16 protein-coding genes are annotated in these 12,877 nt (G+C 61.4%); 11 read left to right on the plus strand and 5 right to left on the minus strand.

From position 1 onward, the window contains the following. The first annotated feature begins 5 nt into the window (after positions 1-5). Positions 6-230 (plus strand): hypothetical protein, encoded by a 225-nt coding sequence (locus AC1ECK_RS02300; protein ID WP_480315439.1) that lies wholly within the window; start codon positions 6-8, stop codon positions 228-230. On the opposite strand, the gene AC1ECK_RS02305 is transcribed toward AC1ECK_RS02300, so the two are convergent. Then, positions 227-496, minus strand: a complete 270-nt coding sequence (locus tag AC1ECK_RS02305) for a hypothetical protein (protein WP_480315441.1) — start codon at positions 494-496, stop codon at positions 227-229. The two genes, AC1ECK_RS02300 and AC1ECK_RS02305, sit on opposite strands and share 4 nt — an antisense overlap. Before the next feature lie 63 nt (positions 497-559). Between AC1ECK_RS02305 and AC1ECK_RS02310 the strand changes: the two genes are divergently transcribed. Together AC1ECK_RS02310 and AC1ECK_RS02315 are read left to right on the plus strand one after the other, a co-directional pair. After that, complete coding sequence (locus AC1ECK_RS02310; RefSeq protein WP_480315570.1) at positions 560-1,102, plus strand: LysE family translocator; 543 nt, start codon at positions 560-562, stop codon at positions 1,100-1,102. Positions 1,103-1,164: 62 nt separating this feature from the next. Beyond that, positions 1,165-1,653, plus strand: coding sequence for an NUDIX domain-containing protein (locus tag AC1ECK_RS02315; RefSeq protein WP_480315443.1), 489 nt, complete (start codon positions 1,165-1,167; stop codon positions 1,651-1,653). An 86-nt stretch (positions 1,654-1,739) separates the two neighbouring features. Here the strand turns inward: AC1ECK_RS02315 and AC1ECK_RS02320 are convergent, their stop codons facing one another. Next, positions 1,740-2,624, minus strand: coding sequence for a LysR family transcriptional regulator (locus AC1ECK_RS02320; protein ID WP_480315445.1), 885 nt, complete (start codon positions 2,622-2,624; stop codon positions 1,740-1,742). A 151-nt stretch (positions 2,625-2,775) separates the two neighbouring features. On the opposite strand from AC1ECK_RS02320, the gene AC1ECK_RS02325 reads away from it, so the two are divergent. Further along, positions 2,776-3,807: an NAD(P)H-quinone oxidoreductase gene (locus AC1ECK_RS02325; protein WP_480315447.1), complete on the plus strand. Its 1,032-nt coding sequence runs from the start codon at positions 2,776-2,778 to the stop codon at positions 3,805-3,807. Between the two features lie 93 nt (positions 3,808-3,900). Here AC1ECK_RS02325 and AC1ECK_RS02330 read toward each other — a convergent pair whose 3' ends face one another. Beyond that, complete coding sequence (locus AC1ECK_RS02330) at positions 3,901-4,962, minus strand: LacI family DNA-binding transcriptional regulator (protein WP_480315449.1); 1,062 nt, start codon at positions 4,960-4,962, stop codon at positions 3,901-3,903. A gap of 172 nt (positions 4,963-5,134) precedes the next feature. On the opposite strand from AC1ECK_RS02330, the gene AC1ECK_RS02335 reads away from it, so the two are divergent. Both AC1ECK_RS02335 and AC1ECK_RS02340 read left to right on the plus strand, forming a co-directional pair. After that, entirely contained in the window at positions 5,135-6,208 is a 1,074-nt protein-coding gene (locus AC1ECK_RS02335) for a fatty acid desaturase family protein (protein WP_480315451.1), read from the plus strand. A 39-nt stretch (positions 6,209-6,247) separates the two neighbouring features. Then, positions 6,248-6,556, plus strand: a complete 309-nt coding sequence (locus tag AC1ECK_RS02340) for a non-heme iron oxygenase ferredoxin subunit (protein ID WP_480315453.1) — start codon at positions 6,248-6,250, stop codon at positions 6,554-6,556. A 32-nt stretch (positions 6,557-6,588) separates the two neighbouring features. Here the strand turns inward: AC1ECK_RS02340 and AC1ECK_RS02345 are convergent, their stop codons facing one another. Beyond that, positions 6,589-7,491 (minus strand): LysR family transcriptional regulator, encoded by a 903-nt coding sequence (locus tag AC1ECK_RS02345; RefSeq protein ID WP_480315455.1) that lies wholly within the window; start codon positions 7,489-7,491, stop codon positions 6,589-6,591. Positions 7,492-7,754: 263 nt separating this feature from the next. Here AC1ECK_RS02345 and AC1ECK_RS02350 point away from each other — a divergent pair, with 263 nt between their 5' ends. Next, complete coding sequence (locus AC1ECK_RS02350) at positions 7,755-8,534, plus strand: SDR family NAD(P)-dependent oxidoreductase (protein WP_480315457.1); 780 nt, start codon at positions 7,755-7,757, stop codon at positions 8,532-8,534. 156 nt (positions 8,535-8,690) lie between these two features. Here AC1ECK_RS02350 and AC1ECK_RS02355 read toward each other — a convergent pair whose 3' ends face one another. Next, positions 8,691-8,900 (minus strand): hypothetical protein, encoded by a 210-nt coding sequence (locus tag AC1ECK_RS02355; protein WP_480315459.1) that lies wholly within the window; start codon positions 8,898-8,900, stop codon positions 8,691-8,693. On the opposite strand from AC1ECK_RS02355, the gene AC1ECK_RS02360 reads away from it, so the two are divergent. From AC1ECK_RS02360 to AC1ECK_RS02375, 4 genes are all read left to right on the plus strand, one after another. Beyond that, entirely contained in the window at positions 8,899-9,051 is a 153-nt protein-coding gene (locus tag AC1ECK_RS02360; RefSeq protein ID WP_480315461.1) for a hypothetical protein, read from the plus strand. The two genes, AC1ECK_RS02355 and AC1ECK_RS02360, sit on opposite strands and share 2 nt — an antisense overlap. Positions 9,052-9,560: 509 nt before the next feature. Beyond that, positions 9,561-10,847: a quaternary amine ABC transporter ATP-binding protein gene (locus AC1ECK_RS02365; protein WP_480315463.1), complete on the plus strand. Its 1,287-nt coding sequence runs from the start codon at positions 9,561-9,563 to the stop codon at positions 10,845-10,847. After that, positions 10,844-11,725 (plus strand): ABC transporter permease, encoded by an 882-nt coding sequence (locus AC1ECK_RS02370; protein ID WP_480315465.1) that lies wholly within the window; start codon positions 10,844-10,846, stop codon positions 11,723-11,725. The genes AC1ECK_RS02365 and AC1ECK_RS02370 overlap by 4 nt, the downstream gene beginning before the upstream one ends. A gap of 162 nt (positions 11,726-11,887) precedes the next feature. Next, on the plus strand, positions 11,888-12,763 hold the full coding sequence (locus AC1ECK_RS02375; protein WP_480315467.1) for a glycine betaine ABC transporter substrate-binding protein: 876 nt from the start codon (positions 11,888-11,890) through the stop codon (positions 12,761-12,763). The last annotated feature ends 114 nt before the right edge of the window (positions 12,764-12,877 follow it).

Raw genomic sequence — 12,877 nt, forward strand, 5'->3', positions numbered from 1 at the left:
GCGTCATGAACGATACCTATAGGCGGGAAGATGAATTTGCGCCAAGGGCCGACGACACAACTGTGCTGCACATCTACCGCGACCCAGAAGGCCTATGGGTCGGCAGGCTGTTCATCTGTGGCACCGAAATTGGCTTTATCGGCAACTGCGCGTCGTCGCAGGCTGTGGAAGAGACCGCCAGAGAGAGCGGCCTCTATCCGGACCGGGTCATCCTGAGTGAGCGCAGCTAGGGAATCTCGGATGCGTCATCCAGCTCTTGCTGCTGGAAGCGCTGCTGAATGAATGCGTGCGACCCGCGGATGTCCGCTTTGAAGAAAGTCGAAGGTCCGCGGTGGGTCGGCAAGGGAGGGGCGCGTCGAGGCCGGGCTGGTGACTGACGGGCGCTGGCCGAATTTCCGGGTTTGGCCACAACCGGCCATTCGACATTGCGGTTCAGATCGCTGACAATGCGGAAATTCCCTGTTTTTCGATAATCTGCGCCCAGCGCTCCTGTCATCAGCCTATGCTTTCAACTTCAAGTGCCACTCTGATGGCGTTTGGTTGTGTGATCGTGCTTGTCATGCCTGGCCCAACAAACACGTTACTCGCTACCGCTGGTCTGAGGTGGGGTATCAGGCGCTCGGTCCATTTGACCGGCGCCGAATTTGCTGGCTACCTTCTGTCGATTTCAGGCTGGGGATATCTTCTTTCGCAGACGTCGAACTCGCTGACCTGGCTGCCGGTCCTCTTGCGTATTGCGAGCAGCCTATATCTTGCCTTCCTCTCAGTGCGCATGTGGCAGGCAGCGAACTCGTTTCCTTCGGTGGCACAAGGGGCGCTCGGCGCGAGAGTGATCTTCACCGCGACATTGCTCAATCCGAAAGCAATCCTGTTCGCAGGCACGATTTTTCCGGTGACCGCGTTCGAGCGTGTGCCGGCCTATCTCGAAGCAATGGCAATCTTCACGCTCCTGCTCGTCCCGATTGGCCTTGCGTGGATTGCGTTCGGCGCAGAAATCGGCAGCGGCCAGCGGTTGCGAATTAGTCCGGGACAAGTACAACGTTGTGCGTCGATCGTTCTGGCTGCCTTTTCGTTGTCTCTTGCCTGGGCAGTGTTGCACTAGGTGAAGCATCGATCGCCACGTAGATCGAAATCCTTTGACCATGAAAGAAAAGGAGAGGCCTCATGCCGAGCCTTGAGCGAGCGCGACCGGCTTTGCTTATCGACGCAGTCTGGCGCACGGCGCTTCGCCTCGGATTCCGGTTCGCTCGCGTCTGGTGGCACCTCCGAAGACCTCGCCATGAGGGCGCGCTAGTCGCCATCTACGTCGGGCGGGCGCTGTTGCTGGTGAAATCGTCGTACCGGGCCGAGTGGAATTTTCCCGGCGGTAGTGTCCGGCCCGGGGAGACGCCTGATGCAGCGGCGCAGCGCGAAATGGAGGAGGAGATCGGTTTGTCGTCGTACTCATTACTCCCCGCGGGCAGCGCCAGCGGCACCTGGGACGGGCGAAGAGACCGGGTGCATTTCTTTGAACTGCACCTCGATTACATCCCCGAGCTGCGGCTTGATAATCGTGAGATCATCGCGGCGCACCTGGCAGCGCCGGACGAATTGCACGGCATCGCATTGACAGGGCCGGTTGCCGCGTATATCGGCGGAGATCTCCGCGCTTAGTTGGCCCTTTTCCTTTCGGGACGTCTCGACGGTTCCTTGTGACGGGAAAGCCGCCGGCTGTTCGAGCGTAGCCAGGCCGTGCGTGACTAAGTTGTGTGGGTGGTGTGATCTTCGAATGCGGCGACGATGCCGTTAATCATTGCTGCAATGCGTGCGGTATGCCGAAGATCCTGATGCGTGACGAGCCAGATTTCGTAGACCGCCCCACGTGCGGGTGCCGGCCATATCTGCACGAGGCCGTCGTGTTCAGCCAGATGTATCGGAAGCTCACCGATGCCGAGGCCGGCCTTTACCGCGGTACGCAGCATGAGGCTGGAATTGAAGGTCGCTACGATGCGCCCCGCGTGTACCGGTTCGCCGGCAAGCGTCGGTGATCGATTACCGGTCCAGTTTCCCTGATAGACGACAAGATCGTGGCCCGCGAATGCGGAGCCAGCGGTAGGCTTGCCGTGCTGCTCGAGATAGGCATTCGATGCAAAGAGCGCCATGGGCCAGCGAGCCAGGCGCCGCGCGACGAGATCGGGATTTTCCGGCCTGACTGAGCGGACCGCGATATCCGCTTCACGCTTTGCCAGATTGAGCATGCGCGTCGACGTGTCCAGCAGGATGCGCACGTCGGGGTGCGCAGCATGCAGGCGCTCGATGGCGGGCAGCAGGAATTCGAGCGCGAGCGAGTCGGTGCTGGTGACTCTTACATCGCCCGCAAGCCGTGTATCCGTACCTTGAGTTCGTCTGACGAGCTCGTGCGCGGAGTGTTCCATTTTCTCTGCCGATCGTAGCGCGGCCTCGCCCGCGGCCGTCAACGCGTAACCCTCGGAGCTGCGCAGGAAGAGCGTTGCACGCAGGGCGTGCTCCAGTGCCGCAATCCGCCTGCCGACCGTCGCCTGATCGAGATTGAGCGTCCTGGCCGCTCCCCGGAGCGTTTTTTCGCGCTCCACCGCGAGAAACACGCGCGCGTCATCCCAGTTCATCGTGCCGCCCTCCTGATGCAAATTTGCATCTCACAGCGTGAGTAATGCTGCACTTATTCATCAATGTCGATGCCTATACTGAACCCAGGAGTTCCTCGTTCAATGATCCGCCCGGATCAGTCGAGCCTCATCCATAGAAGGAGTGGTATCCATGTCTGCTGCAACTTTTCGTCTGCCGTCGTCCATGACGGCCATTGAGATCAAACAGCCCGGCGGTCCTGAGGTGCTGGTGCCGGCTACGCGCCCGGTGCCGATGCCCGCCGCCGACCAGGTTCTGATCCGCATCCACGCGGCTGCTGTAAACGGCCCAGACGTTTTCCAGCGCAAAGGGCTATACGATCCGCCCCCCGGCGCTTCGGACATTCCAGGCCTGGAAGTGGCGGGCCAAGTGGTTGCCGTTGGCTCAGACGTGGCCCAATTCCGGATCGGCGAACTGGTGTGTGCATTGATTCCCGGTGGTGGCTACGCGCAATACGCAGTCGCGCATGCCTGCAACACGATGCATATCCCCAAAGGCCTGACGTTGGTAGAAGCGGGGGCCATGCCCGAAACGTTTATGACGGTATGGCTGAACCTGTTCCAGCGCGGCAAGCTGGTTGCCGGCGAATCGGTGTTGATCCATGGCGGCGCGTCAGGTATCGGCACCACGGCGACCATGCTGGCGAAGGCATTCGGCGCTGCGAAAATCATCACGACAGTTGGTTCGCAGGCGCATCGGGAGTCCAGCCTGGCGCTAGGCGCAGACGTCGCGATTGACTACCGCGAGGACGATTTCGTCGCCGCAACGAAGCGGTCTACCGATGGAAGAGGCGTCGACGTGATCCTCGACATCATTGCCGGCGACTACGTGGCCAGAAACTACGACGCCGCAGCCATGGACGGACGGATTCTCCAGGTGGGCGTGATCAAGGGGCCGGCGAAGGATCTCGACATCGTGCCGATGTTGACGAAGCGTCTAACGCATATGGGCTCGACATTGCGATCGCGCACATCCGCGGACAAGGCGGCCATCATCAATGAACTGGAGCGGCAGGTCTGGCCGCACATCGAGAGCGGCGAGATCAAGCCGGTTGTCTACAAGACCTTTGCGCTTGCCGACGCTCGCGGCGCTCATGAGTTGATCGATTCCGGCACACACTTCGGAAAGATTGTCCTTACGACAGGTGCCGATCTCATTGGCTGAGGCCTGGGTTGCGGGCAAAGTGCAGGTGGCAAGCCTCTTGCCGGCGATCCTCGGCCCCGGATGCGGTTTCGTGATGCCATACCGGTTCGGTCTTCAATCGCTCAGGTAGGGACTATGTCTCACGTTGGCCGAGCAGAACACGCGGAACTCGACCGGTTCGGCTTGCGGTGCGGTATCGACGATACCGCACGCATGGAGAACATGCTGCAAGGCCGCGATGACCTGTCCGTCCGGATCCTGGTCGATGGCAATATCCATGCTCCCCGCCATGATGTAGTCACGATGCAGACTGAGCATTTCATGGCCGACCCACACCACCTCGTTCGCCACACCGAATTTACGCAGCGCCGCTTCTACGCCAGCCGAGCCGTAGCCGCTGTTGTAGATTGCGCTGACGTCGCCTTGTCCGAGCGCCTTTGTGACGGCGCGATAACAGCGGTCGTCCTCGTCCTGCGTTTCGATCGGCTCCTGTTCGCATGTCAGATGGGCGAACGCTTCCTCGATCTGCGCCCGGCAGCCGCTCATGCGGTCCACATGCGCCCGGTAGTCCATGCGGGCGCATAGCAACAACACGCGTCCCGGGCGGCTCGCCAGCCGGCCGATGTAATACCCCGCGGTGCGGCCCGCGCACAGGTTGTCGATACCCGCGTAGTGCAGTCTTCCGGTATCGGGAATGTCCGTGACCATGGTGATCACCTGTTCCCCGCGCGCGATCGCCGATCTGAGTGCGTCGCGCACCGGGGCCGTGTCGTGCGTCGTGATGATGAGCGCTGCGCGTCGACGACGGGACTGCGCAATGGCTGCCGCGATCACGTCGTCGTCGGCCGCCGGGAGCACCATGCGATGCACGACAACGCGGCGATCCAGCATCTGCATGGCGCGTTGGAGCGCCTGATCCAGACGCTTGAAGAACGGTGCCTGGCTATCGGGCAACAGAACGTCGACATGGACGAGTCCATGACGGGTTTCAGGCAACACGCGCGGCACGGCCAACTCCCGGGCAGCCGCCACGACGCGCTTGCGTGCCGCATCCGATACGCTGCCGCGCTCGTTCAGGACGCGGTCGACGGTCGACGCACTGACGCCGGCCAGTTGCGCAATTTCGATGAACCGCGCAGAGCGCTTACGCCGACCGGTTGCTGCGTCATTGATCACGGTTGTCTCCTTGTGCAGTGCATCACTTTTTTATTGCTGCTTTCCTACGCTAGAAGATTGACGAAAAATCGTCAATCTTTCCGTTGAGCGACGGGCGAATAGCGCTTATTTTTGACGCGTAGACGTTCCGCATCACGCAGAGCGGGATATGACGGAGACGCACGTGACAAACATGGACGATCGCTCTCGCGAAGATTCTTCGACTGTGCGGCACAAGGAGTATCGGCTGGTCGGCGGAGCAGGCGAGCGCGCGCGGGCTGCCGGTCTCGTCAATGCGCAGTGGTACAAATGTGCGGTGCCGCGCCCGGTGATGAAGCAACTGATGCAACGCAGCGACGCCCGCGCGATTCGCGACACCCTCGTCTGGTATGCGGCCATTATCGGCAGCGGTGCGCTTGCCGGGTTTGCGTGGCATGCGCACTCGCTATGGGCGATTCCAGCGTTTTTTCTTTATGGCACGCTCTACTGCAGCCCGGCCGATTCGCGCTGGCACGAGGCAGGACACGGCACCGCCTTCAAGACGCGCTGGATGAACAATGCGCTGTATCAGATGGCGTCGTTTCAGGTGTTCCGTCGTGCGACGGTGTGGCGCTGGAGTCACGCCCGTCATCACACCGACACCCTGGTGGTTGGACGCGATCCGGAAATCGCGGCGCCACGCCCGACTGATTGGCTGGGTCTGGTACTGAATATCTTCGCGCTGAAGCATGTCTGGAGTGAATTACCGAAGATGGTAGCCGCCGCGTTTGGCCGCATCAATGAGGATGACAAAACGTTCGTGCCGGCTTCGGAATGGCCAAAAGTGTTTCGCGAGGCGCGCGTCTCTCTTGCCATTTACGCCGCCGTGATTGGAGCAAGCTTTTATTTCCGTACGATCCTGCCGCTTCTCTACATCGGGCTGCCGAGCATGTACGGCGGCTGGCTCTATCTGTACTTTGGCCTTACCCAGCATGCCGGGATGCCGGAAAACGTGCTTGACCACCGCCAGAACTGCCGAACCATTTTAATGAATCCGGTTTTCCGGTTTCTGTACTGGAACATGAACTACCACGTCGAACATCACATGTTTCCGATGGTGCCGTTCCATGCGCTGGCGCAGCTACACGAAACGGTGAAGCATGATATGCCGCCGCCGTATCGCAGCAGTCTTGCCGCCTATGCAGAGATCATTCCGGCACTGGTACGGCAGACGAGCGATCCTTCGTACCACGTCGTTCGTCCGCTACCCGCCGCCACGCAGGCCTGAAAGAAGCCGATACCAGCACAAAACCCGGAGACAACCGCCATGCCACAATGGATCGATGCAGTTGCGCTGAACGATATCGAAGATGAAGACGTCATGCGCTTCGATCACGCCGGCCATACCTACGCGATCTATCGCGTCAGCGATAACGTCTATGCGAGCGATGGACTGTGCACGCACGAGCAAGCGCATCTCAGCGACGGCTTCGTGATGGATCATACGATCGAATGCCCGAAGCACAATGGACGCTTCGACATCCGCGATGGCCGTCCGCTTTGCGCACCTGTGTGCGAGAAGCTCAAGACCTATCCGGCGAAGATCGAAGCCGGCCGCATCCTGATCGAGGTCTGATCCGATGACAACCGATCGTGTCGTGGCGATCGTCAATCACGCTGTGTGGCGTACGGAAGTTTCGTAACCAGTTCGTCGAACACCAGTCGTATCCGTTTCGGCACGGGTCCCCGCTGCGGCCGATACACATGCAGCTTCCACGGCTCGGGCTCGAGGCGCCGCAGTATGCGTACCAGCCGGCCGCTTTCGATATGCGGCCTCACGAGGTACTCCGTGCACTGGCTAAAGCCGATGCCGGCGCACGCAGCCTCGATTTCAACTTCCGTGTCGTCTGTCACGAACGCGGGTGAATGCGGCAGGAAATGCCTCTCGCCTCGAAAAATCCATGGCCAGGGCCGGCCGTTCGTGCGGTCGATCAGGCTTGTGACCGGCATCGCTTCCAGATCCTTCAGGTTCTTGGGCTCCCCGATCCGCTCGATCAATGAGGGCGATCCGACTACCCAGATCGGCAGTGGTCCGAGCACGCGCGCGACGAAGCGGTTGTCACCCATCATGCCGGCCCGCACGCCGATATCGATTTGCTCGTCGACTACAGCGGACGGCGTATCGGACAGCCGCAGGTCGAGGACGAGAGCGGGGTAGCGCGTCATGAGATCGTTCAGTTGAGGCTGGACGTAGTGCCGTCCCAGTCCACTCGGCGCGGTGATCCTGACCGTGCCGGTCGCTTCGTCCGAGCCGAGCGCCAGCGGGTCGAAGAGACCGTCGACCGCACCCAGCGCCGCCTGCGCCTTGAGCGCGAACGACTGGCCGAATGCGGTGATCTGGATGCGCCGGGTACTCCGGTGGAAAAGCGTTTCCCCCAGTGACTGTTCCAGTTCGCGCACCGCGCGAGTGACAACCTGGGGCGAAACGCCGAGGCGTCTCGCCGCTTCGCGAAATGTCGGCGAAGCCGACGTTGCTGCAAAGATCTTCAGGATTTCGAGTCGGTTGAGCATCGCGTAGAGGTGTCCATTATTCCAACTGGAAGAACGACGCTGGTTCTATCGTTCCAGCTTCCTATTCTCATAATGTCCGGATCTACGGTCAAGCGGAGCTTCATTAATTCCTTTGGTAGGAATTTTAAATACCTGACTGTTCCATTTAAATCCATCTTCTTTCTGTCCATACTTTGCTGCAAGCGTGAGGCGACATTGATCGATAGGCCGCGCGCTCACTCAACCCATCGGCGGCAACGCCACAGCAAAGGAAGGATGAAATCATGAACGCAGTCACGACAACGCAACGTCAGCTCGAAGGCAAGGTAGCGCTGGTCACCGGGGCAAGTTCGGGCATTGGGCGCGCAACGGCGCTGGAGCTGGCCCGCCGCGGCGCGAAGGTGGTGGTCGCAGCCCGTCGCCAGGACGAACTCGAGCAGGTGGTTCAGGAAATAACCGCTGCGCACGGCAATGCCGCGGCGATCAAGGTAGATGTTTCGAAGGAAGAAGACCTCAGAAAGCTGGTGGACTTCACGGTATCGACCTACGGGCGACTCGACATCGCCTTCAACAACGCGGGCACCGAGGGCGTGTTCGCGCCGCTCCTCGAACAGGATGCCGAGCGCTTCGACATGGTGTTCGAGCCCAACGTGCGCGGCGTGCTGAACGCGATGAAGTACGAAGCCGAGGTCATGCTCAAGCAGGGATCAGGAAGCATCATCAACAACGCGTCGATGGGCGGCGTGATCGGTTTCGAGAACGCGTCGGTGTACATCGCGAGCAAGCACGCGGTGGTCGGCATGACGAAGACCGCATCGATCGAATGGTTCCGCCGCGGCGTGCGCGTGAACGCGCTGTGCCCGGGCCTGATCGAGACGCCCTTTCATCACCGGGGCATCTGGCCTTCGGCGGAAGTGCAGCAGTCGTTCGCAGCCGGCACGCCGGCGGGGCGCTGGGGTTCGGCCGAGGAGATGGCCACCATCGTGGCGTTCCTGGCATCGGACGACTCGAGCTACGTGTCGGGCCACTCGCTGGTCGCCGACGGCGGCTACTCGATCGCCTGAGGTGACCGTATCGCGTACGCGGGATCAGGTAAGCGGCGCGCCGCCGGCCGGCGCGCCACGTTCACTCGTTCGTGCGTGTATCGGCGGTCGATGGCGCGCGCGATGGCGTGACACCCGATGACACCGTCGAATTCGCGCGCCGGCTCAAGGCGCTCGTCATAGATTGAGCATCGACATTTCGTTGTCGCCGTAGCGCTTGCCTTCCACGGCGTGCGCCGCAATGGCAGATTCGATCGCGGCGAGCTCGGTCTGTGTCAGGCTCACGCTGGACGATGCGAGGTTTTCTTCGAACCGCACGCGTTTGCGCGTGGCGGACATCCTGCGCAAGGCGGTTTCCGGCCTCAGCCCGGCAAAGGCGAAGGTCATGGCGGTCGTTCTGCTCCACATGCTTAAGGGCGTGATTAGTACCGCCAACGAAGCGCCTGCGATGCAAGCCATGATCCTGGCTGAAATCCGCGAACTCGTTCGCATGTATCTCGCGTCGGCATCCGGAGCGGTCGTCCGTACCCTCACGTGACAGCACGACTGGCCGGTTTCGGCGTGATCGCGTGTCCCTTCCGGGCCGCGAGACTGGGACATTCCCTGGTCCACGTCGCCGACCCGCCTCGCGAAGCCTACGGCTGCGTGGTTAGTCGCCAGCCTCGAAGCCCCGCCTCCCAAGGCCTGGTGGCCTTTGAGCGAATGCGCTTGCTCCAGGCACCCGGATCAGCACCGACCTACCATTACCAAAAGTATGGGGTAGGCCCAAGGAAATGTATCTGGCACCTTCTATTTGTCTTGATACGCTTCCAGTCAAGCATGAATTTACGGGAAATGACGGAGAGATAGCCATATATTGCTGAAATTGTCTGATTATCAGCGTTTTCTGCAATTTCCGCGGTCGTTAGAGCATGTTCGCATGCTGGCCGGCGCCGGATTGGACTCGACACGCGATGTCTCCAGCGCCTTCTCATCTCCCTGACTTTCGCAGCCGACGCGCGGTGAACGCCGTGCACGCCGATTTCTTGAAATCAGTCGGAAACCCAGATGACACCTAATCTGACCTTTGCGCCGGAAGACGTCGCACAGGCGCGTGGCCCCCGGGTACCTGCCGTCGACGGTAGGGCGGTAGGGGCAACGTTCGCCGCGGACATTCTCCAGGTCAAAAACCTTTCGAAGATCTTCGGTCCCAGACCGGAGCGCGCCGCCGAACTGATGAAGCAGGGCCGCGGCCGGAACGAGATCTTCGACATGACCGGCAACATGGTCGCCGTCGACGATGTCAGCCTGAGCGTGCGCTCCGGAGAGATCTTCGTCATCATGGGACTGTCCGGCTCCGGCAAGTCCACGCTGGTACGGCTGCTCAATCGCCTGATCGAGCCGACCTCCGGCAGCGTGATTCTCGAAGGCCGGGACATCGCGCCGATGTCGACGGCGGAGCTGCGCGAAGTCCGCCGCCGGAAAATGGCGATGGTGTTCCAGTCGTTCGCCTTGCTCCCGAACCGCACGGTGCTCGACAACATCGCCTACGGCCTCGAAGTGGCGGGACAGAAAAAGGCTGAGCGCTACGAGACGGCGCGGGCCGCGCTCACGCGGGTCGGCCTCGGTTCGTACGAGAAGCTGCTGCCAGGCGAGCTCTCCGGCGGCATGCAGCAGCGCGTCGGTCTCGCACGCGCACTGGCGGTCAACCCTGCCGTGCTGCTGATGGACGAGGCATTCTCCGCGCTGGACCCGATGATCCGCTTCGAGATGCAAAACGAGCTGCTGCGGCTGCAGAAGGAAGAGCAGCGCACTATCGTTTTCATCTCGCACGACATCGAGGAAGCCGTCAAGATCGGTGGCCGGATCGGCATCATGAAGGACGGCCGTCTGATCCAGGTGGGTACGCCTGCCGAGCTCATCCAGTCCCCGGTCGACGACTACGTTCGCGACTTCTTCCGCAACGTCGACGTTTCCCGCTTCCTGAAGGCGTCGAGCCTGTTGAGCAGGCCCGCAGCCGGGGTCTTCTGTTGCGACCTCGGCACGTCGGCGCAGCAGTACCTCAATCCTATGATCGACGCCAATCTCGACTGTGCGTATGTCTGCGACGAGTCCGGGCGGTTCGCGGGCTGCGTGACGCTGGAACGGTTGCACAGGAGCGGCAGCCGCTCGCTACGCGAAGTCCTGCATCCCGACCTCCACGCCGTCACGACGGATGCCGACCTGCACGAACTCGCGGCAGTCGCGCTTGGCCGCGAATACGACGTCCCGGTCGTCGACGACAGCGGCCGGTTCGCCGGCGTCGTGTCCTGTCGAGCCATTCTCAAGCAGGTGCTGGAACGGAGAGCAGCATGAACTCGTCATTCATCGGGCAATGGGCCGAAAGAACCGTCAATTTCCTGTTCGAGCATTTCCGCGGCGGATTCGACGCCTTTTCGGCCGCACTGGGCGCGTTCGTCAAGTTGCTGGAAGACGGCCTCGGTGCCGTCCCGTTCCTCGCGATGCTGGTGCTGCTGGTGGCCGTCGCGTTATGGCGCCGGGGCATCGTCTTCGCAGCCTTCGTGGGGATCGCGCTGTATCTGATCGATTACATGAGGCTCTGGCCGCAGACGGTAACGACGCTCGCGCTGGTCGTGGCCGCGACGTTCTTCAGTCTCGTGATCGGGATTCCGCTGGGCATCTGGGGCGCGCGCAGCAAGCGCGCGGAGATGGTGTTGCGCTCGCTGCTCGACTTCATGCAGACGATGCCGGCGTTCGTCTATCTGATTCCAGCGGTGATTCTGTTCGGCCTCGGGCGCGTGCCGGCCGTCATCGCGACGATCGTGTTCGCGATGCCGCCAGTCGTCCGCCTCACGACCCTCGGCATCCGTCAGGTCCGCGAGGAACTCATCGAGGCCGGCAAAGCCTTCGGCAGCACCGACACGCAACTTCTCTGGAAGATCCAGTTGCCGAACGCACTGCCTTCCATCATGGCCGGAATCAACCAGACCATCATGATGGCCCTTTCAATGGTGGTCGTGGCTTCCATGATCGGCGCAGGCGGGCTGGGCGAGTATGTGTTGAGCGGGATCCAGAGGCTCGACATCGGGATCGGCTTCGAAGGCGGACTCGGCGTCGTGCTGCTCGCGATCGTACTCGACCGCCTGACCGAAAGCTTTGGTGTCAGGTCGAGGAAGCCCCGCAAGCCGGTGAAATCCGTCAAGCAAGGTGCGAGTACCCAGGCCGGCGCCTGACGGAACAGCGGACCGGTGAGCGGCCGGTCCCTGTATGAGAAGGGTTGGATGTTTCAGCATGGCGTGTGGGTAGCACCTAACGCGCGAAATACGGGTAGCTCGGAGACCGGACTGGTTCAAGAGTCATTTTCAACAAGCAGATAGATCTTGCAGGAGTACTACATGAAAAGCGGTCTTATACACAGACTGGTCGGAAAAACCATGCTGGCCGTCGCGACCTGCGTCGTCGCCGTCTCGGCGAGCGCGGCCGAGCCTCTGAAGATTGCCGTGACCAACTGGGCCGACGTGCTGGCCGTCGCGAACGTAGCGAAATACGTGCTGGAGAACAAGCTTCAGCAGCCGGTCAATTTCGTCCAGGCCGACATCGGGATCCAGTATCAGGGCGTCGCGCGCGGCGACCTCGACATCATGGTGGGCGGCTGGCTGCCGGTGACGCACGCCACCTACTACGCCCGTTACAAGAACGACATGGAAGACACCGGGATTATCTACAGCGGCGGCCGCAACGGTTGGGCTGTGCCCGACTACGTGCCCGAAAGCGCGCTGTCGTCGATCCAGGATCTGAACAAGCCCGACGTCAAGAGCAAGCTCAACAGCACGATTCAGGGCATCGAACCGGGGGGCGGCCTGATGCAGGCCTCCGAAAAGGCGATCAAGGAATACAGCCTCGACGGCTACAACCTCCAGTCGTCGAGCGAAGCCGGCATGCTCGCGTCGATTTCTCGCGCCTATCAGTCGAAGAGCTGGGTGGTGGTGACGGTCTGGAGTCCGCATTGGCTGTGGCAGAAGTGGAAGATGCGCTACCTGAAGGATCCGAAGGGCGTGCTGGGCGGCGAAGAACTGGTGCACGGCTTTGCGTCGAAGCAGTTTGCGGGCAAGTTCCCGCGGGCTGACGTGTTCTTCCACCACTTCAAGCTGAGCCTCGCCGACGTCGAAGCCATCGAGTTCGAGGGCAATTCGACGAACGACTGGGCAGGCGCGGCGAAGAAGTTCGTCGACGGACACCCGGACCTTGTGACGTCGTGGCTCCAGCAGTAAGCGAGTCCGCGCCCGTTCAGCGGGAGAGACATCCCTCCCGCGGCAGGGCGTAGCTGGACGGGTCGACTGGAAGCTTGCGCGCTGCGGCGTGGCGTTCAGTCGATTCGAAGTCGC

The sequence above is a fragment of the Paraburkholderia sp. SSBN10T genome, assembly GCF_056619545.1.